At 67.9% G+C, this 26831-nt stretch carries 19 protein-coding genes; 12 read left to right on the forward strand and 7 right to left on the reverse strand.

All coding sequences use genetic code 11. The features are described 5' to 3' along the window. Window positions 1-202 precede the first annotated feature (202 nt). Complete coding sequence (locus tag HGK58_RS03175; protein WP_246865362.1) at window positions 203-1144, forward strand: 5'-3' exonuclease; 942 nt, start codon at window positions 203-205, stop codon at window positions 1142-1144. Between the two features lie 260 nt (window positions 1145-1404). Next, window positions 1405-5478 (forward strand): ExeM/NucH family extracellular endonuclease, encoded by a 4074-nt coding sequence (locus HGK58_RS03180; protein ID WP_168626077.1) that lies wholly within the window; start codon window positions 1405-1407, stop codon window positions 5476-5478. Window positions 5479-5522: 44 nt separating this feature from the next. Here the strand turns inward: HGK58_RS03180 and HGK58_RS03185 are convergent, their stop codons facing one another. Next, window positions 5523-6449, reverse strand: a complete 927-nt coding sequence (locus HGK58_RS03185; RefSeq protein ID WP_168626078.1) for a Ppx/GppA phosphatase family protein — start codon at window positions 6447-6449, stop codon at window positions 5523-5525. Between the two features lie 125 nt (window positions 6450-6574). On the opposite strand from HGK58_RS03185, the gene HGK58_RS03190 reads away from it, so the two are divergent. Continuing rightward, window positions 6575-7057, forward strand: a complete 483-nt coding sequence (locus HGK58_RS03190) for an SRPBCC domain-containing protein (protein ID WP_168626079.1) — start codon at window positions 6575-6577, stop codon at window positions 7055-7057. A gap of 91 nt (window positions 7058-7148) precedes the next feature. Here HGK58_RS03190 and HGK58_RS03195 read toward each other — a convergent pair whose 3' ends face one another. Beyond that, on the reverse strand, window positions 7149-8348 hold the full coding sequence (locus HGK58_RS03195; RefSeq protein ID WP_168626080.1) for a serine hydrolase domain-containing protein: 1200 nt from the start codon (window positions 8346-8348) through the stop codon (window positions 7149-7151). A gap of 161 nt (window positions 8349-8509) precedes the next feature. On the opposite strand from HGK58_RS03195, the gene kynA reads away from it, so the two are divergent. The 4 genes from kynA to HGK58_RS03215 all read left to right on the forward strand — a co-directional run bounded on the left by kynA (window position 8510) and on the right by HGK58_RS03215 (window position 12456). Further along, entirely contained in the window at window positions 8510-9376 is an 867-nt protein-coding gene (kynA, locus tag HGK58_RS03200; protein ID WP_168626081.1) for a tryptophan 2,3-dioxygenase, read from the forward strand. Window positions 9377-9518: 142 nt separating this feature from the next. Continuing rightward, a complete protein-coding gene (locus HGK58_RS03205; protein ID WP_168626082.1) occupies window positions 9519-10445 on the forward strand; it encodes an amidohydrolase family protein in 927 nt (308 codons plus the stop codon). After that, window positions 10442-11647, forward strand: coding sequence for an aminotransferase class V-fold PLP-dependent enzyme (locus HGK58_RS03210; RefSeq protein WP_168626083.1), 1206 nt, complete (start codon window positions 10442-10444; stop codon window positions 11645-11647). Before HGK58_RS03205 ends, HGK58_RS03210 begins: the two co-directional genes overlap by 4 nt. Next, window positions 11644-12456 (forward strand): PaaX family transcriptional regulator C-terminal domain-containing protein, encoded by an 813-nt coding sequence (locus HGK58_RS03215; protein ID WP_168626084.1) that lies wholly within the window; start codon window positions 11644-11646, stop codon window positions 12454-12456. Before HGK58_RS03210 ends, HGK58_RS03215 begins: the two co-directional genes overlap by 4 nt. 74 nt (window positions 12457-12530) lie before the next feature. Here the strand turns inward: HGK58_RS03215 and HGK58_RS03220 are convergent, their stop codons facing one another. From HGK58_RS03220 to HGK58_RS03235, 4 genes are read right to left on the reverse strand one after another with little or no spacing between them, the layout of a single operon-like run. Then, on the reverse strand, window positions 12531-13853 hold the full coding sequence (locus HGK58_RS03220; RefSeq protein WP_168626085.1) for an MFS transporter: 1323 nt from the start codon (window positions 13851-13853) through the stop codon (window positions 12531-12533). Window positions 13854-13879: 26 nt separating this feature from the next. After that, window positions 13880-14662 (reverse strand): aldolase/citrate lyase family protein, encoded by a 783-nt coding sequence (locus HGK58_RS03225; protein WP_168626086.1) that lies wholly within the window; start codon window positions 14660-14662, stop codon window positions 13880-13882. Between the two features lie 2 nt (window positions 14663-14664). Beyond that, window positions 14665-15693, reverse strand: coding sequence for a 4-hydroxy-2-oxovalerate aldolase (dmpG, locus tag HGK58_RS03230; RefSeq protein ID WP_168626087.1), 1029 nt, complete (start codon window positions 15691-15693; stop codon window positions 14665-14667). A gap of 2 nt (window positions 15694-15695) precedes the next feature. Then, window positions 15696-16637: an acetaldehyde dehydrogenase (acetylating) gene (locus tag HGK58_RS03235; RefSeq protein WP_168626088.1), complete on the reverse strand. Its 942-nt coding sequence runs from the start codon at window positions 16635-16637 to the stop codon at window positions 15696-15698. 145 nt (window positions 16638-16782) lie between these two features. Here HGK58_RS03235 and HGK58_RS03240 point away from each other — a divergent pair, with 145 nt between their 5' ends. Further along, window positions 16783-17559 (forward strand): IclR family transcriptional regulator, encoded by a 777-nt coding sequence (locus HGK58_RS03240; protein WP_168626089.1) that lies wholly within the window; start codon window positions 16783-16785, stop codon window positions 17557-17559. Here the strand turns inward: HGK58_RS03240 and HGK58_RS03245 are convergent. Next, on the reverse strand, window positions 17556-18437 hold the full coding sequence (locus HGK58_RS03245) for a DMT family transporter (protein WP_168626090.1): 882 nt from the start codon (window positions 18435-18437) through the stop codon (window positions 17556-17558). The two genes, HGK58_RS03240 and HGK58_RS03245, sit on opposite strands and share 4 nt — an antisense overlap. A gap of 243 nt (window positions 18438-18680) precedes the next feature. Here HGK58_RS03245 and HGK58_RS03250 point away from each other — a divergent pair, with 243 nt between their 5' ends. The 4 genes from HGK58_RS03250 (at window position 18681) to recQ (ending at window position 26813) form a co-directional block, all read left to right on the forward strand. Then, window positions 18681-20792, forward strand: a complete 2112-nt coding sequence (locus HGK58_RS03250) for an acyl-CoA dehydrogenase (RefSeq protein ID WP_168626091.1) — start codon at window positions 18681-18683, stop codon at window positions 20790-20792. A 56-nt stretch (window positions 20793-20848) separates the two neighbouring features. Next, window positions 20849-22756, forward strand: a complete 1908-nt coding sequence (locus HGK58_RS03255) for a prolyl oligopeptidase family serine peptidase (protein WP_168626092.1) — start codon at window positions 20849-20851, stop codon at window positions 22754-22756. Window positions 22757-22883: 127 nt separating this feature from the next. Beyond that, window positions 22884-24386: an Ig domain-containing protein gene (locus HGK58_RS03260; RefSeq protein ID WP_168626093.1), complete on the forward strand. Its 1503-nt coding sequence runs from the start codon at window positions 22884-22886 to the stop codon at window positions 24384-24386. 621 nt (window positions 24387-25007) lie between these two features. Next, window positions 25008-26813, forward strand: coding sequence for a DNA helicase RecQ (gene recQ / locus HGK58_RS03265; protein ID WP_168626094.1), 1806 nt, complete (start codon window positions 25008-25010; stop codon window positions 26811-26813). Window positions 26814-26831 lie beyond the last annotated feature (18 nt).

Below are 26831 nucleotides of genomic sequence, written 5' to 3' on the forward strand. Positions count from 1 at the left end.
CGCGTGGGCGATTCACCCGCGCGATGCGCGATGGACAACTCAGCTACCTCGAACTGGCGCCGCTGACCGATGCGCCAGTGTCGGACTTCCCGGAGCCGAAAAACATTTCGCTGGGCGCCTAGAGCCAACGCCCTGTCGCGCAAGAGCTGGTGTGTTCTCCTCGATTTCCCCGCGCGACCTACCCGCTCGGTAGGGTCGGCGTATGACGCCCGCCCGCCTCATGCTCCTCGACACCGCGTCGCTGTACTTCCGCGCGTTCTACGGCGTGCCCGACACCGTCAAGGCGCCGGACGGCACGCCGGTCAACGCCGTGCGCGGCCTGCTCGACATGATCGCCAACCTCGTCACCGAATACCGGCCCGCCGAGCTGGTCGCCTGCTGGGACGACGACTGGCGTCCGCATTGGCGCGTCGACCTGATCCCCAGCTACAAGGCGCAACGCGTTGCGCAGCTGATACCGGATGGCGTCGACGTCGAGGAGACGCCGGAGGCGCTGGTCGCGCAGATCCCCAACATCCGGCGTGTGCTCGACGCGTTCGGCATCACCGTGATCGGCGCCGCGCAGCACGAGGCGGATGACATCATCGGCAGTCTCGCGACCCAGGCATCCGGTCCGGTCGACATCGTCACGGGCGACCGCGACCTGTTCCAGCTCGTCGACGACGCACGCGACATCCGAGTCATCTACACCGCAGCGGGCATGAGTCGGCTCGAGGTGGTCACCGACGATGTCATCCGGGCGAAGTACGGGATCGGCGCAGCCCAGTACGCCGACTTCGCGACGATGCGCGGCGATTCCTCCGACGGACTGCCGGGCGTCCGCGGAGTCGGCGAGAAGACCGCCGCCGGCCTGCTGCAGCGCTTCGGCGACCTGCAGGGGATCATCGCCGCTGCCGACGACCGGGCCGCCGTGATGGCTGCCGGAGTCAGGGCGAAGTTGACGGATGCCGCCGACTACCTGGCCGTCGCCCCGAAGGTCGTCGAGGTGGTGCGCGACCTTGAGCTCGGCCCCATCGACGCCGGCATCCGACCGTTCGACGACGCCCGCCGGGCGCGCATCGAGGAACTGGCGACAGAACTCGGTCTCGGCAGCTCCGCGAAGCGCGCCGCGGACGCGCTCGAGGCTGCCGCCAACCCGAGCTGACGGCCGCCAGATCCGCCCACGTTCCCGCCCTCCGCGCCGGTTCCGGACAACCGCGCCAGGTGCACCGGGCGCGGATGTCCGCAACGGGCGCGGGATGGCGCAGCCTCCCCCAGCCGCGCGACCAAACGGTGACCAAACCATGAATTTTTGCGAGAGATCTTCCCCTCGAACGGGGGACAGGGTAACTTCTGCTCAATGACCCCTATCCGGGGGCCTCTGTTTGCGTCGCGCGAGCGGCGCATTGCTTACGGGGAGACACCTTGCAGGAATCAGCCGACTCCACCCTCAACACGAAAAGGAGGGGACGGGGCCGGTTGGGTCTCGTCGCCTCGGTTGGAACGATCGCCCTCGCCTTCACCGGGCTCACAGCGACTGCGGCGAACGCCGCAGAAGTAACCCACACGATCGCCCAGGTGCAGGGCGCAGCTGCCACAACGCCCCTGACCGGCCAGACCGTCACGGTCGAGGGCATCGTCACCGCCGACTACCGCGGCGTCAGCAACTTCCGCGGCATCGTCATCCAGACGGAGGGCTCCGGCGGTGCGACAGACGCGACGCCCGGCGCATCCGACGGCATCTTCGTCTACCTGAACAACGCGAACCCGGCGGTCGCCATCGGCGACAAGGTGCGCGTCACAGGTACCGCGGGCGAGAACTTCGACCAAACCCAGATAAGCGCGACCACGGCCGCGCAAACCGAGCTCGTCGAGGCCGGCGTCGGTGTTCCCGAGGCCACGCCGCTTCCCGCAACGCTCGTCGGCGCCGACCGTGAGGTCCTGGAGAGCCAGCTCGTCACCCCGACCGGCGATTACTACCTGGGCTCGAGCCACAACCTGTTCAGCTTCGGCGAGCTGTGGCTGAGCGCGCAAGCGCCGGCCGTGAAGAGCACCGAGACCACGGATGCTGGTGCCGACGCCAACGCGATCGCGGCCGCCAACGCGGCGAAGCGCCTGCTGCTCGACGATGGCTACAGCATCCGGGTGGACAACAGCAACCACGTCGGCGATCAGCCATACCTCACCGAAGACGTCGTCGTCCGCAACGGCGACAAGGCGGTCTTCCCGGCGACGCCGTACGTGCTGGCGTGGGGCTTCAACGAGTGGCGACTGCAGCCGACCGTGCCGATCACCGACGCGAACGGGGCCCCGTTCAAGCCGACCTTCGAGCCGACCAACCCGCGCCCGGCATCCGCCCCGCAGGTGGGCGGTGACTTCTCGATCGCCAGCTTCAACGTGTTCAACTACTTCACGACGCTGACCAGCCAGAACTCGCAGGCGCGCGGCGCCGACACCGCAGCCGACTTCGCGATCCAGCAGGCCAAGATCGTCACGGCGATCAACGAGCTGGGAGCGGATGTCGTCGCGCTGCAGGAGATCGAGAACTCGGTCAAGCTGGGCGAGCCGGTCGATGAGGCGCTGCAGGCGCTCGTCGCCGCGCTCAACGCGGCTGCCGGTGCCGGCACGTGGGACTACGTCCCCACCCCGGCCGGGCTGAACGACGCGGCGATCACCGACTTCATCACCAACGCGATCATCTTCAAGCCCGCGGCGGTGACCACGGTCGGCGACAGCTTCACTCAGGTCGACGAGACCGTGTGGGACATCGCGCGTGAGCCCATCGGGCAGACCTTCGAGGCGAACGAGACCGGCAAGGTCTTCACGGTCATCGCCAACCACTTCAAGTCGAAGAGCGGCACCGGTGCAGATCCGGCCGACGGTCAGGGACACTTCAACGCCGAGCGGGTCGAGCAGGCGAACAGCCTCCTCGCGCTCGTGGAGCAAGTGAGCACCGACCCGGCCAGGAGCGAGGACGTCTTCCTGATCGGTGACTTCAACGCCTACCCGGAGGAGGACCCGGTCCAGGTCTTCACCGACGCCGGCTGGGTCGACCTGCTGACGGAGCTCACCGACGGCCAGTACACCTACTCCTTCAACGGCGAGTGGGGTTCACTCGACCACATCATCGCGAGCCCGTCGGCCGCGGCATCCGTCACCGGAGCCGGCTCGTGGGCGATCAACGCGCCCGAGTGGGGCGACCGGGGCTACGAGTTCGATGCCACCGACCCCGACAGCGTGTTCCGCTCGAGCGACCACGACCCGATCAAGGTCGGCGTCTCGGCCGAAATCGCACCGGTGGAGATCGAGATCCTGACGATCAACGACTTCCATGGGCGCATCGAAGCCGCCTCGGATGCTCCTGGTGCCGCGCAGTTGGGCGGCATGGTCGACTACTGGGAGGCCCAGAACCCGAACACCACGTTCGTGGCCGCGGGCGACCTGATCGGCGCATCGACGTTCACGTCGTTCATCCAGCAGGACCAGCCGACCATCGACGCGCTCAACGCGATCGGGCTCGACACCAGCTCGTTCGGCAACCACGAGTTCGACCAGGGCCGTGACGATGTCGACAACCGCATCCTGCAGGAAGCCGACTGGCCGTACCTTGCAGCGAACCTGTACGACCGCGCGACCGGCGAGCCGGCCTACCAGGAGTACTTCCTGCAGGAGTTCGACGGCGTGACCGTCGGCTTCATCGGGGCGGTCACCGAGGAGCTGTCCAGTCTGGTCAGCCCCGCGGGAATCGCAACGCTCGAGGTGCGCGACATCGTGGTGGAGGTGAACCGCGTCGCTGGCGAACTCTCCGACGGTGACCTGGCCAATGGCGAGGCCGACGTGCTGGTGCTGCTCGTCCACGAGGGCGCGGCGACACCGGATGTGGCGTCATCGACAGATGACTCTGCATTCGGCCAGATCGTGAGGGGCGTCGACCCGACGGTTGATGCGATCGTCTCCGGCCACACCCACCTGGCCTACGACCACGAGATCGAGATCCCCGGCATGGACCTTCCGCGCCTCGTGGTCTCCGCCGGTCAGTACGGCCAGAACTACGCGCACCTCGATCTGAGCGTCGATGCCGAGACGCAGGAGATCATCAGCTTCACCGCCGAGATCCTGCCGATCACCGGATTCACCCCGGATGCCGAGGTTGCCGCAATCGTCGCCGAGGCGACCAAGGCAGCGGATGTCCTCGGCTCCGTGAAGGTGGGTGAGATCACCGAGTCCTTCTACCGCGGCATGCAGAACCTGGTTCCGCCCACTCCAGCCAACCCGACTGGAATAGTGGAGAACCGCGGTGCGGAGTCGTCGCTGGGCAACTTCGTCGCCGACGTGCAGTTGTGGGCGACCGCCGCACTCGGCACCGAAATCGCGTTCATGAACCCCGGTGGCCTGCGTGCCGACCTGGTGTACGCGTCCACTCGGCCGAACGACCCGGATGGCAACGTCACCTACCGTGAAGCCGCCCAGGTGCAGCCGTTCGCGAACACTCTCGTGACGATGACCCTGACCGGCGAGCAGATCCGGCAGATCCTGGAGCAGCAGTGGCAGCCAGCAGGCACCTCGCGTCCATTCCTGAAGCTCGGCGTTTCTGAAGGGTTCGAGTACGTCTACGACCCGTCAGCGGCGGTCGGCGAGCGGATCACCGCGATGTACCTGAACGGTGAGCTGATCGACCCGGCCGGCCAGTACCGGGTCGTCGCGAACTCGTTCCTCGCATCCGGTGGCGACAACTTCGTCACCTTCCGCGATGGTACGCAGCGTGCCGACAGCGGGCGGGTCGACCTGCAGGCGATGGTCGACTACTTCGTGGCCAACCCGGTCGCATCGCCCGACTACGCACAGCGCTCGGTCGGCGTGAACCCGTCCGACGCGGATGCCGACGGCTACAGCGCCGGCGACCAGGTCGCCCTCGACCTGTCGTCGCTGGTGTTCACGCGCGGTGGGCCGACCACGGGCACCGTCGAGGTGCTCGCCGGCGACACCGTGCTCGGCTCGGCCACGATCGACGGCACCATCGTCGACACGACCGATGAGCAGGGTCGGGCGACGGTGACGATCACGATCCCGGATGGCGCGGCGGAGGGAACCCTGCTGCTCACCATCCGGGTAGTCGAGAACGGCACCGAGATCGCCTACCCGCTGGCAATCACCTCGAACCTTGAGGCGATTGCCAACGTCAAGGAGCCGAAGATCACCGGCGCGGCTAAGGTCGGCCACACGGTCAAGGTGAATGCGGGCAACTGGAGCGTCAAGAAGCCCGAGTTCAGCTACCAGTGGCTGCGCGACGGCGAGCCGATCGATGGCGCGACGGGTGCCAGCTACCGGATCACCGATGCTGACCTGGGTACCCAGTTGAGCGTCGTGGTGACGGCCAGCGCCGATGGCTACGCTGACGGGTCAGCGACGAGCGACGCCCAGCGGGTGCAGCCGGCGCGCGGCGGTCTGCCCGGCCTGCTCGACTGGCTGACCAACCAGCTCGACTGGCTAACCCCGTAACACGATTGTCGGCCGGGTAGCCCCCCGGGTTGCCCGGCCGGCGTTCAGTCGGCGAGCGAGAGTGCTGTGCCGTCGAGGATGTCGTGCTCGCTTGTGACCACGGTGTCGATTCCGGATGCGTCGCGCACGCGTCCGACGATGACCGACCAGACCAGGGCGCCGGATGCGATCACATCGACACGACCCGGGTGCATATAGGGGAGCGCTGCTCGCTGCTCACGCGGCATCGACGCGAGGTCGGCGCAGGCCTCGAGCACCCTCTCGACCGACAGCCGAGTCCCGTTGATGACCTCCGGCTGATACCTCGGCAGCTGGAGGGCGTGCGCAGTGACCGTCGTCACCGTGCCGGCAACCCCGACGAGTTCGCTCGCGCGGCTGAGGTCGACGACCGCTGCTGCCTCGTCGAGCGCCGCGTTCACGTCTGCCCGTACGGCCGCACGCTGCGCCTCAGTGGGCGGGTCGAAGTGCAGGTGTCGCTCAGTGAGTCGCACGCAGCCGACGTCCATCGAGAAGGACGACATCGGCGTCCCATCGCCGAGCACGAGCTCGGTCGAGCCACCGCCAAGATCGACGACTAGGCGCTCGGTCTCAGCATCGGAACCAAGAACGCTCACGGCGCCGCGGAACGACAGCGCCGCCTCCTCCCCGCCGCTGATCACCTCGGGCGTGACGCCCAGGATGTCGCGCACGCCGTTCAGGAACTCGTCCCGGTTGGCGGCGTCGCGCGTTGCGGAGGTGGCGACGAACCGCATCCTCTCGACACCGTGTTCACGGCACAGGTCGGCGTAGCGCTGGGTGGTCTCTAGCGTGCGGGCCAGTGCGTCGTCGGCGAAGCGCCCGGTGCGGTCCACTCCCTGACCGAGACGCACCAATTCGAGGGTGCGCACGACGTCGGTCAGGGCACCGTCCTGTGCGTCCGCGATCAGCAGGCGCAGCGAGTTGGTTCCGCAATCGAACGCGGCGACGCGCATCTTCGCTCCTTTCGGCAAGGAGCCAGCCTACGCCTGCGAAATGTCTGTCAGGTTCCGCGCGGACCTTGAACCACCACCGAACAGTTGTAGGTTGGCGACGAGCAGACCAACTCGAAGGACTGAACATGCCTGTCACCGATGTCAAGCAAGACCTGGACGCCCGTACCCTCACCATCACCGCCGAGTTCGCCGCACCAGTCGAGCGGGTCTGGCAGGTCTACGCAGATCCGCGCCAGCTCGAGAAGGTCTGGGGACCGCCGACTTTCCCGGCGACGGTCGTCGAACACGATCTGACTCCCGGCGGTCGCGTCACCTACTTCATGACCGGGCCGGAGGGGGAGAAGTTCGGCGGGTACTGGAAGGTCACAGCGGTGGACGAGCCGCGTTCCTTCGCGTTCGAGGACGGCTTCGCCGACGAGGACCTCAACCCCGATCCCGAGCAGCCGGTCGCGACGAGCGTCTACACATTCACCGAGCGCGACGGTCGAACGCACGCCACCTATGTGTCTACCTACGAAACGGTGGAGGGACTGCAGACCGTGCTCGACATGGGAGTGGTCGAGGGTTCAACCGACGCCATCAACCAGATCGACGAGTTCGTGGCCTGATCGGCACCCGCTGATTGAGGGACTCGCGAAGCGAATCGTCTCGAAACCAGCCGGTTGTGGTGGTTTCGAGACGATCGGCTGCGCCGATCCCTCAACCACCGGAGCCGAACAGCTGGCGTTCGATCCGATCGACGGTCCACGGGACCGCGTCCGGCTCGACCTGTGCGGCGATGAGCGCCCCGACCAGCTCGATGAACCAGCCGGACGCATCCGAATTGTTGAGCATGACGACGATGGTCGTGTCGGTCTCCGGGTTGTGCAGCATCTGCGTCACAAAGCCGGGCATGTCCCCGCCGTGCCCGCGGTACGGGCCGTATTCCTGCACGCCGAGTCCATATGCGGTCTCATAGGACTTGCCCACTCCCGTCGCACGCGTGTCCCATTGCGCTGCGAATGACTCGTCCCTGAGCAGTTCGCCGGTGGCGACCGCTTCGACCCAGGTGCCGAGATCCTCGATCGTCGACACGACCCCGCCGGACTCGTAGGCGATGCTCGCGGAGAGCTCGGTCACGTCGTCGGCGCTGTTCGGTATCGGCTTGAGGGAGTCGTCGAACGCCGCCATGTAGCCGTGCGAGAAAGGCTCCGGCAGCCGAGTTTCGGATGCGGCAGGGTAGCTCGTGCCGGTAAGGCCGAGCGGTCGGTTGATGCCCTCTTCGTACAACTCTGCCCACGGAGTGTCCGTGATCGCCTCAATCGCGAGACCAAGCAGCACGTACCCGCCGTTGGTATAGGAGAAGCGCTGGCCGGGCTCGCCGACGCGCGGTGCCGACAGTGTCGCCTCGATGAGTTCCGAGCGCTCCAGCGGAGCGCTCATGTCGCCCAAGATGGTCGAGAAAAGCGCCTCACGGTAGTCACCGACCCCGGAGGTGTGCTGGCACAGGTTGCGGAAGGTGATGCCGCTCAGGTCGTACCGTTCATCGAACGAGCGCAACTCCTCGCTGCGATCGACGTACTCGATGAGCTCGTCGTCGAGCTCGATAACCCCTGCATCCACCTGCTGCAGCATGACGGTGCAGGTCATCGACTTCGTGTTCGAGGCGATCCTGAAATGCATGTCGGTGGTGAGTTCTGTCCCGTCGAGGTCGGCGTCGCCCGCTGCGAGGGTGAACTCTTCATCACCATGACGCACGAGCACCAGCCCACCGGGTGCCCCGGATTCCTCGACGACCCGCAGCAGGGTGTCGAGCACTGTGGCTTCGAGCGGCGAAGTCGCCGGTGCGGCATGGGCCACACAGCCGGTGGCCGCAAGGGATGCGGCCAAGGCGGCGGCGGCGAGCGGGAAACGTCTCATGGTGTTGCTCCTCGTAGGTTCGCCCCCACGGTATGCGGCCGGCCCGTCCCGCCGTCACGGGCACCGGTCACTCGTGCAGGGCGCCTGTCCCGACCGGGGCAGGACAGAGAGCAGTCTCACAATCATGGCGGTCGTCACGAAAGCGCAATATGCTGTGCGGCATGACGGATGCGCGAGGCGGCGAACGTGAGATCGAGCAGGAGATCGTCACCGATTTCCGCGATCGGATGAGCTACGGCTCCTACCTGCAGCTCGATCGGCTGCTGTCGGCGCAGGTGCCGGTGAGCAGCCCGGAGCACCACGACGAGCTGCTGTTCATCATCCAGCACCAAACGACGGAGCTCTGGCTGAAGCTCGTGCTGCACGAGCTGATCACCGCCCGCGACTCCATCGCCCGCGACGACCTGCAACCGGCGCTGAAGAACGTCGCGCGCGTCAAGCACATCCAACGCACCCTCACCGAGCAGTGGTCGGTGCTGGCCACCCTCACGCCGACCGAGTACGCGCAGTTCCGCGGAGTGCTCGGCAACGCATCCGGATTCCAGTCCTACCAGTACCGTGCGGTCGAGTTTCTGCTCGGCAACAAGAACGCAGGCATGCTGCGCGTCTTCGAGTCGCACCCGGAGGCGCACGCGCTGCTGTCCGAACTGCTCGCGAGCCCCAGCGTCTACGACGAGTTCCTGCGCTACCTCGCGCGTCGAGGCTTCGAGGTGCCGAGCAGCGTGCTCGAGCGTGATGTCACGCAGGGGTACTCATTCACGCCGGAGTTGGTCGCCACCTTCCGCACCATCTATGAGAACCCGGATGAGCACTGGCTCGAGTACGAGACCTGCGAAGAGTTCGTCGATCTGGAGGACAACTTCCAGCAGTGGCGGTTCCGGCACCTGAAGACCGTGCTGAGGATCATCGGCACCAAGCGCGGCACCGGCGGATCAAGCGGTGTCGGCTTCCTGGAGAAGGCACTCGACCTGACGTTCTTCCCCGAGCTGTTTGCGGTTCGGACGGAGATCGGGGCAACCGGTGGTTGATGGATCAGCCGAAGGCCGATCGTCTCGAAACCACATCGCGGAGGCTGGTTTCGAGACGATCGCTTCGCAATCCCGGGGCCAGCGGCAGCGGGTTGTATTCCGGGTCGACGAATGCTGGGCGGGCGAGTGGCTCGGACCGACCGTGCTCGAGGTTGATGACCGCGGCATCCGCCGCTCGGCAGCCACGCCGACCGCTCACCTGCCGGGCACCGCGCTCCCCGGCCTGCGCGACGCGCACGTGCACCTCGGTCTCATCGACCCGACCGCCCTCCTCGCAGCCGGGATCGGCGCGGTCGATGATTGCGGTTGGGATCCGGATGCCGCGCGCACCTGGGCAGCGGACCAACACCTCCCCGAGGTCCGGTTCGCGGGCGCATTCCTCACCGCGCCCGGCGGCTACCCATCCGACCGTGACTGGGCGCCAACGGCATCCGTGCTCGAGGTGGCCGGCACCGACGACGCCGGCGCTGCGGTGCAGCGGCAGCTCGACGCCGGCGCGAGCTTCATCAAGGTCACGCTCAACGCGGCGGCCGGTCCGGTGCTGGATGACGCCACGCTCTGCGCGATCGTCGGAGAAGCCCACTCCCGCGGCCTCGGCGTGACCGCGCATGTCGAGGGGGCCGGGCAGGCCGAGCGGGCCTTCAGCGCGGGCGTCGACCGATTCGCGCACGCGCCGTTCACCGAGCGCCTGAGTGACGACCTGCTGTCGGCGATGGCCGACAACGTGAGCTGGGTGAGCACACTCGACATCCACGGCTGGGGCGAGCCGACCACCGCCTTCGACATCGCGAGCGACAACGTCCGCCACTTCCGGGACCTCGGCGGCCGGGTCGTCTACGGCACGGATCTCGGCAACGGACCGCTGCCGGTCGGCATCAACCACCGCGAGCTGAGCGCGCTGACCGAAGCCGGGTTCGGCGGCGACCAACTCGTGGCCGCCATCGCGCCCGCGCGCTTCGGCCGCATCCTGTCCCACCTCGCCGACGACCGGCATGCGGACACCGCGGCCTGGCTCGCCGGCGCATCCGCCATCACCCCCGACCAACTCCTGGAGCGACTCGCGCAATGACCACCGCAGCACAACTCGACAGCACCGACCCGCTCGCCGGCTACCGCGAGAGGTTCGTCACCGACGGCGAGGTGATCGCCTATCTGGACGGCAACTCGCTCGGGCGGCCGACCCGGGCAAGCGTGCAGCGACTCACCGAGTTCGCCGAGAAGCACTGGGGCGGACGGCTGATCCGCGGCTGGGATGAGCAGTGGTACGACCTGCCGCTGACCATCGGCGACCGCATCGGCAAGGTCGTGCTCGGCGCGGCGCCCGGTCAGGTGTTCGTCGGCGACTCCACCACGGTGATCCTCTACAAGCTCATCCGCGCCGCGCTGGCCGCGCGACCGGGCCGTGACGAGATCGTCGTCGATACCGACAACTTCCCGACCGACCGCTTCGTGGCTTCCGGAATCGCCGCCGAGTGCGGTGCGACGCTGCGTTGGGTGTCGTCGGCGCCGGATGGCGGGGTGACGCCCGACCAGGTCGCCGCGCTCGTCGGCGACCGCACCGCCCTCGTCGTCCTCTCCCACATCGCCTACCGCTCTGGCTATCTCGCCGATGCCCGGGAGATCACCCGCATCGCCCACGACGCCGGCGCGCTCGTGCTGTGGGACCTGTGCCACTCGGTCGGAGTCGTGCCCACCGAGCTCGACGCATGGGGAGTGGACCTCGCCGCAGGATGCACCTACAAGTACCTGAACGGCGGACCCGGCTCGCCCGCGTTCGGCTACGTGCGCGCCGAGCACCAGGACAGCATGCGGCAGCCGATCCAGGGTTGGATGGGCAGCGCCAACCCGTTCGAGATGGGACCGGATTACGCGCCGCACGCGGGCATCCGGCGCTTCATCAGCGGCACACCGTCGGTGGTCGGCATGCTTGCGATGCAGGACATGCTCGACCTCATCGACGCCGCCGGCATGGATGTCATCCGGGCGAAGTCCGTGTCGCTCACGGAGTTCGCGATCGACCTTGCCGACGAGCTGCTGGTCCCGCGCGGTGCCGCGCTGTCGTCGCCGCGCGACCCGGAGCGTCGGGGCAGCCACGTGACCGTCGACCACCCGGCGTTCAGCGACGTCGTCGGGCGGCTGTGGGAGCGCGGCGTGATCCCGGACTTCCGTCGTCCGCACGGGTTGCGGCTGGGCCTCTCGCCGCTGACGACGAGTTTCGCCGAGGTGCAGGTAGGTGTGGAAGCCATCGCCGAGGAGCTCGACGCGGCGTGATTCTGGACGACTTCGATTCGCGCGCCGGCAGTGCGACGTCGCTGCTGCGCACCATCGTCGGCGCGTTCCTGCGCGAGTTGGGCGGCAGCATCCGGGCGTCCGACCTGGTGCGCTTGCTTGACGCCGCCGGTGTCGCCGGCCCTGCCGCGCGCACCGCGATCTCGAGGGTCAAGGAGAAGGGTCTGCTGCTGGCCGATGGCGGCGCGGCGCCCGGCTACCGGTTGAATCCGGATGCCGTCCCAATGCTCGAACGCGGCGACCGCCGCATCTTCAACTACCGCCAGCAGGGCGAACGCGACCCCTGGTGCCTGGTGTCCTACAGCGTGCCCGAGTCGCGTCGGTCCGCCCGGCATCAACTGCGGCGACGTCTCGGCTGGATCGGCTGCGGCACCGTCGCCGACGGGTTGTGGATCGCGCCGGGATTCCTTGCCGACGAGGTGCGTTTGATCCTCACAGATCTCGACCTGCAGGACGCGGCCACCCTGTTCACGGCCGAGCGACCGGACGGGCTCGGACGTCACGCGCTTGGGTGGTGGGATCTCGACCGCCTCGCCGGGTTACACCGCGTCTTCCTCGACGCGACAGCTCACGACGGCTCGGCCGCCGACGAACGCGAGGCATTCGCGCGCTGGACGCACGCGCTCGACCGCTGGCGCATCATCCCGTACCTCGACCCTGGGCTGCCGGCGAGCGTGCTGCCAGTCGATTGGCCCGGGCATCAGTCGGTCGAGCGGTTCCGCGAACTCTCAGCCGCGCTCGCACCGAAGGCGCACGCGTTCGCCCGCCGCCCCGCATCGAGTCGGGAGTAGTTGCCCAAATGGCTCACACCAAAAGGGCAACTACTCCCGACTCAATGGGGTTTGGGGTGCTCGAGCGGCTCAGGTCAGTCGAGTTCCTGACCGCTGCGGTCCTTGGCGAACAGCACGGCCACGATCGAGATGATCGCGCACACACCGATAAGGATGCCGATGCCGCCGTAGTTGTTCGCGCCGGCCACGATCGCGGTCGCGATGAGCGGCACCGGCCCGCCCGCGATCGCGGCGCCGACCTGGTAGCCGAGGGAGGCGCCGGTGTAGCGCACGTCGGCCGGGAACGCCTCGGCGAAGAAGGTGCCGAGGATGGAGCCGTAGCTCGCCCAGATGATTGAGAAGCCGATCACGAGCGCAGCCAGCAGAGCGCCGAAGCTCATCTGGTTCATCATCCACAGGAACGGGACGGTGTACAGCGCTACCGCGATAGCGCCGCCGATGAAGACCTTCTTGCGCCCGATCTTGTCGGAGATCGCGCCCCAGCCGAGCATCGCCGGGATGGCGAGCACCGCGGCGATGAGCACCGCGTTGAGCGCCTCGGTCTGCGTGTAGCCGAGGGTGACCGCGTAGCCGACCGAGAACGTTGCGAACAGGAAGAACGTTGCCGTCTCGATGAACTTCGCGAGGATCACCATGATGACCTGGCGCCAGTTGCGCTTCAAAGTCAGCAGCAGCGGGACCTTGGCGGTCGCGTTGGCGGCGACGACCTTCTTGAACGACGGGGTCTCGTCGACCGCGTGACGGATCCACAGTCCGACGGCTACCAGGACGACCGAGATGATGAACGGGATGCGCCAGCCGATAGAGAGGAAGGCATCCTCCGGGAAGATCGCGAGGCTCGCGGTCGCCGCGAGGTTTCCGAGCGCGAGACCCAGCAGTGCACCGGTCTGCGGAACCGCGCCCCACAGGCCGCGGCGCTTCCGTGGCGAGTACTCGACGGCCATCAGCAGCCCGCCGCCCCATTCGCCACCGAGCGCGAGACCCTGCACGAGACGCAGGAAGGTCAGCAGGATGGGCGCCCAGACACCGATCGTGTCGTAGGTCGGCAGCAGACCGATGAGCACGGTCGCAACACCCATCATCGTGAGGGTGATGACCAGGGTCTTCTTACGCCCGATCCGGTCACCGAGGTGGCTGAAGACGATGCCGCCGATCGGCCGGATGAGGAACGACAGCGCGAACGCCGCGAGCGCGAGCATGGTGCTCAGCGTCGCGTCGTCGGTGCGGAAGAACAGCGGCCCGAATACCAGCGCCGACATGGTCCCGTAGAGGAAGAAGTCGTACCACTCGACCGCGCTTCCGACGGCGCTTCCCGCGAGGGCGCGGCGGCGCTCGGAGGGGCTTACCAGCGTGGACTTGTCCACCGCCTTGTGGTCCTGTTCTTCGATGGTCGTCATTCTGATGCCTTTCTTTGGTGACTGCCTCAGCGCAGCTGCGTTGGGAAGTGGGGTGACGCCGCCGACGCCAGGAAGGCGACGTCGGTTGCGATGAGCAGGAAGTCGACACCGAGCTCGTGGTAGCGGCGGGCGTCGTCGACGGAGGCGCAGTGGATACCCACCGTGCGACCGGCTGCCAGGGCGGCGCTCATGACGCGCTCGACAGCGGCGCTGTGTTCCGGGCCGCCGGCGTCGACGCCGAGGCTCGAGGCGAGGTCGGCAGGGCCGACCATGATGACGTCGATGCCGTCGACCGCGACGATCTCATCAACCGCCTGCAGTCCGGCGCGCGTCTCCACCATCGCAACGACGAGCAGCGCATCGTTCGCCGTCGACCGGTGGGTCGCGAGGTCAAGCGCGTAGGCGGTGGCCCGTCCGGCGCCGAGCCCACGCTCGCCCACCGGAGGGAAGCGGGTGTAGCGCACGATCTGGGCGGCATCCGCTGCACTCTCCACGCGCGGGACGATGACTCCGGATGCCCCGGTGTCGAGTGCTCGGGACAGGCCGACGTCCGCGCGGGGGAGGCGCAGCACGACGTGGGCGCCAGCGGCCTGACCTGCCCGCACCAGGTGCTCGAGGTCGGCCAGGTCGAGGGCGGCATGCTCGGCATCCGGGACGATGACCTGCACACCGACCCGAGCGAGAACCTCGGTGACGCTCGGGTGACCGATCACCTGGAAGGTGCCGAGCACCGGTCCCGCCTGCAGGAGGGCGCGGAGCGATGCTGTGGCCATCGACGGTGCCGCGGGCTGTGAGCCGTAGGCCGTCATGGTCAGGCGGCGTCCTTGCCTGCGAGGTCGAGAGCGACGTCGACAATGAGGTCCTCCTGGCCGCCGACCAGGCGGCGGCGTCCGACCTCCAGCAGGATCTGGTGGGCTGGCACCCCGTACTTGGCTGCCGCGCGCTCGGCGTGCAGCAGGAAGGACGAGTACACGCCTGCGTAGCCGAGGGTCAGGGTCTCCCGATCCACCTGCACGGGGCGCTCCTGCAGCGGCCGAACGATGTCGTCGGCCGCATCCATCAGAGCGAACAGGTCGGTGCCGTGGTTCCAGCCCATCTTGTCGGCGACGGCGATGAAGACCTCGAGCGGGGCGTTGCCCGCTCCGGCTCCCATCCCGGTGAGGCTCGCGTCGACGCGGTTCGCGCCGGCCTTCACCGCGGCGACGGAGTTGGCGACGCCCAGCGACAGGTTGTGGTGCGCGTGGATGCCGATCTCGGTCTCCGGCTCCAGCACGTCCCGCAACGCGGTCACCCGGTCGGTGACATCGTCCATGGTCTGCGCCCCGGAGGAGTCGACGACGTAGACGCACTGCGCGCCGTAGCCCTCCATGAGCTTCGCCTGCTCGGCGAGCTTCGCCGGCGTCGTCATGGCGCTCATCATCAGGAAGCCGGTGGTGTTGAGCCCGAGCTCGCGCGCCGTCGCGATGTGCTGCGCGGAGACATCCGCCTCGGTGGAGTGGGTTGCCACCCGCACATAGCTGACACCCGCGGATGCCGCGCGCTTCAGGTCATCGATGGTGCCGACGCCCGGCAGCAGCAGGGTGGCAATAGAGATGTTGTCCGCCACCTCGGCCGCTGCCTCGATCAGCTCGGTGTCGGAGTGGCGCGCGAAGCCGTAGTTCACGCTCGAGCCGTTCAGGCCGTCGCCGTGTGCGACCTCGACGCTGTCGACGCCGGCGGCATCCAGGGCGGAGACGATGGCCCGCACGTCGTTGACGCGGTACTGGTGGCGCACGGCGTGGCTTCCGTCACGCAGGGTGACGTCGGAGATGTACAGCTTGTCGGTCGTCGGGTCGAACATGCTCAGACCTCCTGCAATTCGAGTGAGCGGGTCGCAATCGTCTCGGCGGTGCGCAGGGCGGCCGAGGTCATGATGTCGAGGTTCCCGGCGTACGCCGGAAGGTAGTGGGCGGCTCCCTCGACCTCGAGGAACACGGTCGTCTTGAGGCCGGTGAACACACCGACGCCCGGCACGTTCTCCGGCGTTGTGATGTCGTCGAACTGCACGCGCTGCTTGAGCCGGTAGCCAGGCACGTACTCCTGAACCTGCGCGACGATCTCGGCGACGGATGTTTCAATCGCCTCCCGGTCGCCGCCGTCGGTGAGCGCGAAGACGGTGTCGCGCATCATGACGGGCGGATCCGCCGGGTTGAGGATGATGATCGCCTTGCTCGACTCCGCCCCGCCGACGCTGCGCAGCGCGGCGGCCGTGGTCTCGGTGAACTCGTCGATGTTGGCGCGGGTGCCCGGTCCGGCCGACTTGCTCGAGATGGACGCGACGATTTCGGCGTAGCGCACCGGCGCGATCCGGGAGATCGCGGCGACCACGGGGATCGTGGCCTGGCCGCCGCACGTGACCATGTTGACGTTCTGCGCTTCGATGTTCTCGCTGAGGTTGACCACAGGGACGCAGTACGGCCCGATGGCCGCGGGCGTCAGGTCGATCAGGCGGATGCCGGGCTTCGCGGCGGTGAGTCGCTCGGCGTTGTACTTGTGTGCACCCGCCGAGGTCGCGTCGAAGACGATGTCGATGTCGGCGAAGACCTCGTGCTCGATAAGACCGTCGACCCCAGTGGGGATCGAGGTGACGCCGAGCCGTGCGGCGCGCGCGAGTCCGTCCGATGCTGGGTCGATGCCGACCATCGCCGTGATCTTCAGGATCCCTGACCCTCGAAGGATCTTGATCATGAGGTCGGTGCCGATGTTTCCTGAACCGATGATTGCCGCATTCACACTGCGTGCCATTAGAGCGTCTCCTCACTCCGGTGTGTCGAGGCGCCGGACATTGTTCGAACCTTCGCACCGCGTTCGATATATAGAACGCGCCTGTTTTCGAGTTGTCAAATTGAAACCATTTGCGTACGGCGAAAAAGGAGGCTATTTATAGGGCATGCCCAGACTCACGCCCGCCGTGATGCGGACGCTCGACATCCTGGAACTATTCCTCGAAGCCGCAGCCCCATTGACCGCACCCGAAGTCGCACGGCGCACCGGCATCCCGCGCACAACGGTTCACGAGCTGCTCACGACGCTCGTCGCCCGTGAGTACCTCGTGCGCGACGAGCCGGGAACCAGTTACCGGCTGGGTGTGCGCTTCCTGCATCTGGGCAATGCGTACGCGTCCCGCTTCGACCTGCTCTCCGCTGCCAACAGCGTCGCCCGCGAGTTCGCCGAGCAGTCCGGCGAGACCGTCAATGTCGCGGTTCGCGAGGGCGCCAATGTCTTCTACCTGGCGAAGGTGGAGGGGCGCGACAATCTGCGGTTGCCTTCGAGCATCGGACAACGCGTGCCGGCGAACGTGACCGCCCTCGGCAAGGCGCTGCTCTCCGAGCTGGCCGATGACACGCTCGATGCCCTGTTCCCCGACGCACAGCGGCTGCCTGCCCTCACCGAGCGCAGCATCACGACGCTGACCGCCCTGAAGTCGGAGCTGCGAGCGGTCCGCGAGCGCGGCGTCGCCTTCGAGGACCGCGAGTCCGCGCCCGACACGCGCTGTGCAGCCGCGCCGGTCAGGGACTCGGCCGGGGAGATCATCGCCGCGATCAGCGTGTCGGTGCCGGTCGCCCGCTGGGACCAGCAGCCGGAGAGGCACTGGGCTCAGGTGGTCCAGCGCGGTGCCATCCAGCTGTCCGAGCAGCTGGGGTACGTCGTCCGGCCCAGCGCCTAGGCGAGCGCGAGCAGCGCCGCGGCGGCCAGCGCGAGCACCAGCCCGGCGACTTGACCTGCGGTCACCCTCTCCCGAAGCACGATCGCGGCCAGGATGATCGTGCCCGCCGGGTACAGCGCGACCAGCACCGACATGACGCTGAGGTCGCCGATGCGCAGGCCGAGCAGCATAAGAGCGTTCGCCACCGCGTCGATCAGGCCGGCCCCTGCAGCGATCCACACCCCGCCCCGCCAGCCGCGCTTCAGCATTCCGGTCGGCTCGCTGACGGAGTTGCGACTCCGCACGGCAACCACGGCCAGCACGCCGACGACAGCGAACATGATGGACGCGTTGACCGCCCGGTTCGCGACGAGAGGAACCAGACCAGAGTCATCCGGGGTCAGGTCGATGACGACCAGAAAGACTCCGATCATCAGGCCGGAGCCGAGGGCCATCAGCAGCCCCTTGAGGTTGGGGCGCGCCGCGTTCTCCTCCCGGACGAACCCGACAAGCACCACCGCGACCAGCGCCAGGCCGATGCCGACGTAGCCGAAGAACGGGAGCTGCTCGCCCCGAAGCAGGCCGACGGTGAGCGGAACGAACGCGGACACCAGAGCCGTCAGCGGGGACAGGATGCTCATCGGCCCGATCGCCAGGCAACCGTAGAGGAGCACGATCGCGAGGGCGCCGGCGACGCCGGAGAGCCCACCGAGGAGCACCGCCGACCAGGACCATTCGCCAGGGATGATCAGCAGCCCGACGAGCAGCACCACAAATCCGGCGACGGCCGAAACCGCGGTGACCCGGATGGGGCTGATGCGTTTGGACGCCAGCCCGCCGAAGAAGTCGGCGGCGCCGAAGATGAGGGCGCTGGAGAGACCGAAGACAGCGGTGAGCATTGGATCCTTACGGGAGACGTAGGGCATAAAACTATCGCGTGCCGGAGCGACCCACGCTGTCGTGCGACATCCTACGAAGGCATCAGCATGCTTTTGTAGCTTCCCCCAATCGACGGTGAGTGGCCGGGCTCTGTCAGTTGTAGCCCGAACACTGAACATTTTCGCTGGCGAGCCGGCCGGTCCTAGCGTGACCTCTAGAGACTTGGCTCGCCTCACTGGCGTGCTCAGAACAGGGGTACATCAATGGTTGACACGGTCACGCGTCCCGCAACGCGCACTCCCGCCGGCACCGAGATCGAGGTCGAGGTCGACGGTCACCTCGATCGGGCAGCCGGCACCGAGGCATCCGTCGACGTCGCGAAGTTGAACACGGTGCTGCTCGGCAAGTGGGCAGACGTCCGCAGGCAGGCGCGCGAGGCGATGAAGAACCCGGAGCTGCACCGCATCAACGGGCTCAGCGTCGACGAGCACCGCGAGCGGGTGTTCCAGCAGTTGCGGATCCTGGTCGAGACCGGGCAGGCCAAGCGGGCCTTCCCGAAGTCGGTCGGAGGGCTGGAGGACCACGGCGGCAACCTGGCCGCGTTCGAGGAGACCATCACCGCCGACCCGTCGCTGTCGATCAAGGGCGGCGTGCAATGGGGCCTGTTCGGTGCGGCGATCATGCACCTCGGCACCGAACAGCACCACGCGAAGTGGCTTCCGGACGTCATCTCGCTGGCCATCCCCGGAGCGTTCGCCATGACCGAGATCGGGCACGGGTCGGATGTCGCGAGCCTGGCCACCACCGCCACCTACGACAAGGAAGCGCGCGAGTTCGTCATCCACACGCCGTTCCGCGCAGCGACGAAGGAATTCCTGGGCAACGCCGCGGTGCACGCGCGCGCTGCCGTGGTCTTTGCGCAGCTGATCACGGAGGGGGTCAGCCGCGGCGTGCACGCCTTCTACGTCCCGGTGCGCGATGAGGCGGGCAACATGCTGCCCGGCGTCACGAGCGAGGACGACGGTGTCAAGGGCGGCCTCAACGGCGTCGACAACGGGCGGTTGGCGTTCGACAACGTGCGCGTCCCGCGCACCCACCTGCTCAACCGGTACGGCGACGTCGCCGAGGACGGCAGCTACAGCTCGCCGATCGAGAGTCCGGGCCGGCGGTTCTTCACCATGCTTGGCACGCTCGTGCAGGGCCGCGTGTCGCTCGCCGGCTCGGCAACGATCGCCGCGCAGCTCGGCCTGACCATCGCGATCACCTACGGCAACCAGCGCCGCCAGTTCACCGCGGGCAGCGACACCGACGAGGAGGTGCTGCTCGACTATCAGCGGCACCAGCGTCGCCTTATCCCGAAGCTGGCCACCGCGTACGCGAACACCTTCGCGCACGAGGAACTGCTTGTGAAGTTCCATGAGGTGTTCAGCGGCTCCGACAGCGACGACGACCGTCAGGATCTGGAGACGCTCGCCGCCGCGATCAAGCCGCTCGCCACCTGGCAGGCGCTGGAGACGCTTCAGGAGTCACGCGAGGCGTGCGGTGGTGCCGGCTTCATGGCCGAGAACCGCATCGTCGGGCTGCGCAGCGACCTTGACATCTGGGTCACCTTCGAGGGCGACAACAACGTGCTGCTGCAGCTCGTCGCCAAACGGCTGCTCACCGACTTCAGCTCGAAGTTCCGCAAGGCGGGCACCGGTGCGCTCGCCCGCTACGTCGTCGGCCAGGCAGCCGACCGCGCCTACCACGGCAGCGGACTCCGCCGGCTGACCCAGAACATCCGCGACCTCGGCTCGACCGCGCGCAGCGTGCAGGAGCTGCGCGAGACCGAGACCCAGCGGCAGCTGCTCACCGACCGGGTCGAGACCATGGTGGAGGAGCTCGCCGGCCGGCTGCGCGGCGCCTCGAAGCTGTCGAAGGTCGAGGCCGCTGACCTGTTCAACTCGCAGCAGAACGAACTGATCGAGGCGGCGCGTGCGCACGCCGAGCTGCTGCAGTGGGAGGCGTTCACGCTCGGCCTGGAGCAGGTCGAGGACGCAGGCACCAAGCAGGTGCTGTCCTGGCTGCACGACGTGTTCGGTTTGGGCTTGATCGAGCAGCACCTCGACTGGTACCTGATCAATGGGCGGCTGTCCCCGCAGCGGGCGCTCGCGATCACCGCCTATATGAACCGCCTGATCGCGCGGCTGCGTCCGCACGCGCAGGACCTGGTGGACGCGTTCGGATTCGAGCCGGAGCACCTTCGTGCGCCCATCGCATCCGGAGCCGAGGCCAGGCGTCAGGAGGAAGCGCGGGAGTACTACCGCGCCCGGCGGGAGGCAGGCACCGCACCCGTCGAGGAGAAGACGCTCCGGGCGGCCAAGAAGTCCGCCTGACCGCTCCTCCACAACGCGGGGAGAGGCGCATCGGGTTGCCCGTCTAGGGTGGGCGCATGACCACCGCTCCGTTTGGCTCCTGGACCTCTCCGATCACCGCCGCGAGCCTGGTAGCGAGCGGCCATCCGGTGTCCGGCGGGCGCTACGTGGGCGACGACATCTGGTGGCTGGAGGCTCGACCGACGGAGAGCGGCCGGCTGGCGGTGCGCAGGCGCGACGCATCCGGCGATGTCGTCGACGTGCTGCCCGCACCCTGGAACGCCCGCACGCGCGTGCACGAGTACGGGGGCGGCGCGTGGGCGGTGACGGATGCCGGTGCGCTGGTGTTCGCGGAATTCTCGGACCAGCGCCTTTACCGTCTCGACCCGCAGACCGCAGAGCCGGTGCCCCTCACCCCAGCCGGCCAGGGCATGCGCTTCGCCGAGCTGAGCATTCGCGGCGACGAGGTCATCGCGGTGCGGGAGACCCACGCGGACGGCGACCTCGAGCGGGACATCGTGGCGGTGGCGCTGGACGGCAGCGGCATCCGCTCGCTCGTCGGCGGTTCGCGCTTCCTCGCCTACCCGCGCATCTCGCCCGACGGCAAGTGGATCGCGTGGATCGCCTGGGACCACCCGAACATGCCGTGGGAGAGGACCGAGCTGCGGGTCGGGCCGATCGTCGACGGCGTGGTGACGGGGTGGAAGACGCTCATGGGCGCCGGCGGCGACGAGTCGGTGCTGCAACCGGAGTGGGCCGACTCGGGCACCATCCACGCGATCAGCGACCGCAGCGGGTGGTGGAACCTGTACCGCATCACGCGCGACGGTGCCATCGAACTGCTGGACGCCAGCGACGCCGACACCGGTGGCGCGCTGTGGGCGCTCGGCACCAGGTGGCACCTGGCGCTCGGCGACGGCCGGCTCCTCTACACCCGCACGGTCGGCACCGACAGCGTGCGCGTGCTCGAACGGCGCTCCGGCGTCACGCGCGACCTCGCACTGCCGCTCACGACGATCGGCCTGTGTGACGTCAACGGCGACCGCGTTCTGCTCACCGGCGGCAGCGCGACCATCGCCGGCGGGCTCCGCGAGCTGAATGTCAGCACCGGCGAGCTCACCGACATCCGGTTCAGCACCGACGAGCTGCCGGATGCCGCCTACCTGCCCGAGGCGGAGGCGATGACTTTCACCGGGGAGCGGGAGGTGCACGCGATCGTGTACCGACCGCGAAATCCGGACTTCCAGGCGCCGCCCGGCGAGCTGCCGCCGTTTGTCGCTGTCGTGCACGGCGGTCCGACCGGGCACAGCGCCCCGCAGCTCAGCCTCACCTACGCGTTCTTCGCCTCGCGCGGCATCGGCGTGATCGACATCAACTACGGCGGCTCGACCGGATACGGCCGCGAGTACCGGGAACGCCTGAACGGGCAGTGGGGTGTCGTCGACGTGGAGGACACCATCGTCGCAATCACCGGACTGGCGGATGCCGGGATCGCCGACCCGAACCGGCTCGCCATCCGGGGTGGTTCGGCGGGCGGCTGGACCGTGCTCGCCGCGCTCGTCCAGTCGGACGTGTTCGCGTGTGGAGTCTCCTATTACGGTGTCGCCGACCTGACGGCGCTCGCAGAAGACACCCACGATTTCGAGGCGCGTTACCTCGACGGTCTCGTCGGAGGGTTGCCGGAGGCCGCCGACGTGTACCGCGCCCGCGCTCCGATCAATCATGTCGACCAGCTGGACTGCCCGGTGTTGTTGCTGCAGGGACTCGACGACCCGGTCGTGCCGCCGAGCCAGTCCGAGGCGTTCCGGGATGCGCTGGTGGGCAAGGGCATCCCGCACGCCTACGTCGGCTACGAGGGGGAATCGCACGGATTCCGCAAGGCGGAGACGATCATCCACTCCACGCAGGCCGAGTTGTCGTTCTACGGACAGGTGATGGGCTTCGAGACGCCGGATGTGCCGCAGCTCGAGCTGTGGCGGCCGTAAGACCGCCCCGTCCACCACCCGCATTGGGGCAATGGCACACGCATTCTGGCGGATGAGATTGCCCGATATACCACTAGTGTGAACTCCGGCGCCCGTACCCGACGAGCGTCATGCCCGGAGGTCCCGCGTGTCCCGAAGCCTTGCCCTACTTCTTTCCGTTTTCATCGCGGTGCCGCTGGCGCTCGGCTCGCCACTGGCGGCGACCGCCGAGGTGCCGGATGCCGGTTCCCCAGTCGCTGATGCGAGTGCAGAGATCCCGGATGCCGACCAAGTCGCAGATGCACCCGAGATCGTGGAGCCACCGACGGGGGATCAGGAGTCCCCCCTCGACGTTCCGGATGCCCGAGCCGAGGGTTCTGATTCGCCTACCCCGGCGCCATCCGCAGCGGTCATGGCAGCAGCCACCCAGTCGTCAACGTTCACCGCAGATGTAGCGGGAAGCTTCACACCCGTTTTCTCTGGCGTTGCGTCGTATGTCGCAGTCGCTGCAGGCTCGTCGCTGCCGCCCGGACTGTCGCTCGATAACAACACCGGCGTTATCTCGGGAACCCCATCGCGCGCTGGTGCTGGCATCACCTCGGTAGTGCTGAACGTGGACGACGCGGACGGCCGCACGTCCACGAACATCGTTGTCGACATCGAGGTTCTCGCCGCGCCCTTCTTCCGCTTCCCCGAGCCGCTGACTCTTCGAGAAGGCGTCCGCACCGACTTTCTGGTCGTCGTTGAGGCTGGCTGGCCATATGTTGCTGTAATCAGTCTCGATGTCCTTGTGCCCGGCGTGAGCATCGCGTTCGTCAACGGGACGCCAACAGCCATCGAGGTCGGGTTCAGCGGAACGCCAGAGGCGGGTGCAGCAGGCGATTACGTGATGTCCTGGTCAGCCAGCAACAACGCCGACCTCCACGCAAATGCGCAAATGGTCGTGAACGTTCTGCCCCCATTTGTCGCCCCGCAACTGACCGGCGACAGCGCCATCGACCTCCTCGAGGGAGAGCCCGCTGCATACGTGCCCTCCCTGACCCAGGGCGACCCGAACGATGCAACAGTGTCGATCGCCTCCGGCACCCTTCCGGCGGGCCTCTCGCTCGACCCCGCAACCGGGGCAATCTCCGGAACGCCCGAGATGGGTTCCGCCGGAACCTATGACGTCACGCTCGTCGCGCGTGGTTCTGACGGGCCACCGTCGCTGCCGCTCCCCGTGCGGATCACCGTCACCGCGCAAGCCCCGTTCGTGCTGGAGTCGTCCTCCGGCACCCTGACCGGCGGCGAGTTCGTCGTGTCCGGCGGCGGCCTCATACCGGGCAGCACCGTCGCCATCGAACTGCACTCGACACCCGTGCTGCTCGGCACCGTGACAGCGGATGCCTCGGGCACGTTCTCGCTGCGAGTGCCGGCCCTTCCGGCGGGCATCGCCTTTGGAGCTCACCGGATAGTTGCAACTGCAACGTCCCCCGGAGGCGTCGTGCGCGTCGCCGAACTCGCTGTCACAGTGCCCCGCCCCGTGACCGCGGTGCAGCCGACCGCTCTTCCCGCCACCGGCGCCGATTCGGCCGGGCCGCTCGCCGCCGCGACCCTCTTGCTTGTGACAGGTGGAGTGATGATGATGCACCGTCGCCGTTCCGCCGCCTAGGCGGCGGTGTGGCGGCCGCAAGAACGCCCGGTCCACCACCCACATTGGGGAATTTCGCACGGCCATGTCGGCTGATTAGCCTGTGAGCAACCCGCTTACCCTTCCCATCCGCCTGCCCGAAAGGCGCTTCCCCGTGCAGCCACGCCTGCGTCGCTTTGCCCCAACCGCCGCGCTTCTTGCGACGGCATCACTCGCCCACATCGCGACGCTCGCCCGCGCGTCCGAGGTCGCTCGCGATCCCCATCCCTCGACGATGCTGCCGCTTGTTATCGGTGCGGGCGCTACGGCGGGCGCATCGATAACAAACCGGGGCAGCGTCGGTCGGCCGAGACACGAGGAAGCCGTCTTGCACCCCCGACTGGGGATATAGACGGCGCAGCCAGTCGCACTAGGGTTGGCGCCAGTCGCGGGGAACGAATCGGTGGCCCCATCCCCCTTGGAGGTCGCAGATGTTCCCGCTGACTCAAACCCGTGGCCATCGCCGCTCGCTCATCGCAAATAGCTGACTCTCATCTCCCCCAGCGGGCAACCGCACCGGGAGTCGACGACTTCGCGTGCTGCGCGGCGATGGCCACGGGCCCTGAACGGATGCGCATCAGCGGTCCGGTCTAGCCTTGAATCATGACCCCGGCGCTCTCTGTCCTCGAGAAGACGTTCGGCTATGACGCCTTCCGGGGGCAGCAGGCGGACATCATCAGCCACGTCGTCGGCGGCGGCGACGCGGTCGTGCTCATGCCCACCGGCGGCGGCAAGTCGCTGTGCTATCAGATCCCGTCGCTCGTGCGTGATGGCACCGGTGTGGTCATCTCGCCGCTGATCGCGCTCATGCAGGACCAGGTCGACGCGCTCGAGGCGGTCGGAGTGCGTGCGGCGTTCCTCAACTCGACGCAGGGTCCGGATGAGCGCGCCCGCGTCGAGGCGGCTTTCGTCGCGGGTGAGCTCGACTTGCTCTACCTCGCCCCTGAGCGCCTCACCATGGGCCCCACCCAGAACCTGCTCGACCGCGGCCGCATCGCGCTGTTCGCGATCGACGAGGCGCACTGTGTCTCGCAGTGGGGCCACGACTTCCGTCCCGACTACCTCTCCCTGTCGATGCTGCACGAGCGCTGGCCGTCGGTGCCGCGCATCGCACTCACCGCGACCGCGACGCGCGCGACGCACGAGGACATCACCAAGCGTCTGCAGCTGCAGTCTGCCCGGCACTTCGTCGCGAGCTTCGACCGCCCCAACATCCAGTACCGGATCGTGCAGAAGGAGCAGCCGCAGAAGCAGCTGCTCGAGTTCCTCCGCACAGAGCACGACGGCGACGCGGGCATCGTCTACTGCCTGTCGCGGGCATCCGTCGAGAAGACAGCGCAGTTCCTCACTGAACAGGGCATCCCCGCGCTGCCGTACCACGCGGGCCTCGACTCGCGCATCCGGTCGGCGAATCAGGCCCGCTTCCTGCGTGAGGACGGCATCGTGATGGTGGCCACCATCGCTTTCGGGATGGGCATCGACAAGCCCGACGTGCGCTTCGTCGCCCACCTCGACCTGCCGAAGAGCGTCGAGGGTTACTACCAGGAGACCGGCCGTGCCGGCCGTGACGGCCTGCCCTCCACCGCTTGGCTCACCTACGGACTGCAGGATGTCATGCAGCAGCGGCGCATGATCGACACGTCAGAGGGCGACGCGGCGCACAAGCGGCGGATGTCACAGCACCTCGACGCGATGCTCGCCCTGTGCGAGACCGTCGAGTGCCGGCGGGTGCAACTGCTCGCCTACTTCGGGCAGGAGTCGACCCGGTGCGGCAACTGCGACACCTGCATCGAGCCGCCAGAGTCCTGGGACGGCACCGTCCCGGCCCAGAAGCTCCTGTCGACGGTGGTGCGCCTGCAGCGCGAGCGCAACCAGCGGTTCGGCGCCGGGCACATCATCGACATCCTGCTCGGCAAGCAGACCCCCAGGGTCGACGCTCAGGGCCACGACTCGCTCAGCACCTTCGGGATCGGCGGCGAGCTGAGCGAACAGGAGTGGCGCGGCGTCGTCCGGCAGCTGCTGGCGCAGGGGCTGCTCGCGGTTCAGGGCAGCGACAATTACCCGACGCTCGGGATCACGGATTCCAGTGGTGCGGTGCTCTCCGGCTCGCGTCCCGTTCGGTTGCGTCGCGAACTGCCGCGAGCGAAGACCCGCAGCAGTCGACGAGTTGCCCCCGGCGCCGCCCTGCCCGAGGGTGCTCAGCCGCTGTTCGAGTTGTTGCGCGGCTGGCGGGCCGAGCAGGCCAAGGAACAGGGCGTCCCCGCCTACGTCATCTTCCACGATGCGACGCTGCGTGAAATTGCGACAGTGCGCCCGGCATCCCTCAGCCAACTCGGCACCATCACCGGCGTCGGCGCCGCCAAGCTCGAGCGGTACGGCGAGCAGCTGCTCCAGGTGCTCGCCGACTAGGCCTGCACTCGGGGCTAG

This window comes from Cryobacterium sp. BB307 (genome assembly GCF_012274275.1).
Taxonomy (GTDB): Bacteria; Actinomycetota; Actinomycetes; order Actinomycetales; family Microbacteriaceae; genus Terrimesophilobacter.

What these genes read in the sequence shown, in the direction of transcription:
- HGK58_RS03175 (WP_246865362.1), top strand. Translation starts at nt 203, where the DNA reads ATGACGCCCGCCCGCCTCATGCTCCTCGACACCGCGTCGCTGTACTTC.
- recQ (WP_168626094.1), top strand. Translation starts at nt 25,008, where the DNA reads ATGACCCCGGCGCTCTCTGTCCTCGAGAAGACGTTCGGCTATGACGCC.
- HGK58_RS03250 (WP_168626091.1), top strand. Translation starts at nt 18,681, where the DNA reads ATGGTTGACACGGTCACGCGTCCCGCAACGCGCACTCCCGCCGGCACC.
- HGK58_RS03195 (WP_168626080.1), bottom strand. Translation starts at nt 8,348, where the DNA reads ATGAGACGTTTCCCGCTCGCCGCCGCCGCCTTGGCCGCATCCCTTGCG.
- HGK58_RS03210 (WP_168626083.1), top strand. Translation starts at nt 10,442, where the DNA reads ATGACCACCGCAGCACAACTCGACAGCACCGACCCGCTCGCCGGCTAC.
- HGK58_RS03240 (WP_168626089.1), top strand. Translation starts at nt 16,783, where the DNA reads ATGCCCAGACTCACGCCCGCCGTGATGCGGACGCTCGACATCCTGGAA.
- kynA (WP_168626081.1), top strand. Translation starts at nt 8,510, where the DNA reads ATGACGGATGCGCGAGGCGGCGAACGTGAGATCGAGCAGGAGATCGTC.
- HGK58_RS03185 (WP_168626078.1), bottom strand. Translation starts at nt 6,449, where the DNA reads ATGCGCGTCGCCGCGTTCGATTGCGGAACCAACTCGCTGCGCCTGCTG.
- HGK58_RS03220 (WP_168626085.1), bottom strand. Translation starts at nt 13,853, where the DNA reads ATGACGACCATCGAAGAACAGGACCACAAGGCGGTGGACAAGTCCACG.
- HGK58_RS03255 (WP_168626092.1), top strand. Translation starts at nt 20,849, where the DNA reads ATGACCACCGCTCCGTTTGGCTCCTGGACCTCTCCGATCACCGCCGCG.
- HGK58_RS03235 (WP_168626088.1), bottom strand. Translation starts at nt 16,637, where the DNA reads ATGGCACGCAGTGTGAATGCGGCAATCATCGGTTCAGGAAACATCGGC.
- HGK58_RS03225 (WP_168626086.1), bottom strand. Translation starts at nt 14,662, where the DNA reads ATGACGGCCTACGGCTCACAGCCCGCGGCACCGTCGATGGCCACAGCA.
- HGK58_RS03245 (WP_168626090.1), bottom strand. Translation starts at nt 18,437, where the DNA reads ATGCTCACCGCTGTCTTCGGTCTCTCCAGCGCCCTCATCTTCGGCGCC.
- HGK58_RS03190 (WP_168626079.1), top strand. Translation starts at nt 6,575, where the DNA reads ATGCCTGTCACCGATGTCAAGCAAGACCTGGACGCCCGTACCCTCACC.
- dmpG (WP_168626087.1), bottom strand. Translation starts at nt 15,693, where the DNA reads ATGTTCGACCCGACGACCGACAAGCTGTACATCTCCGACGTCACCCTG.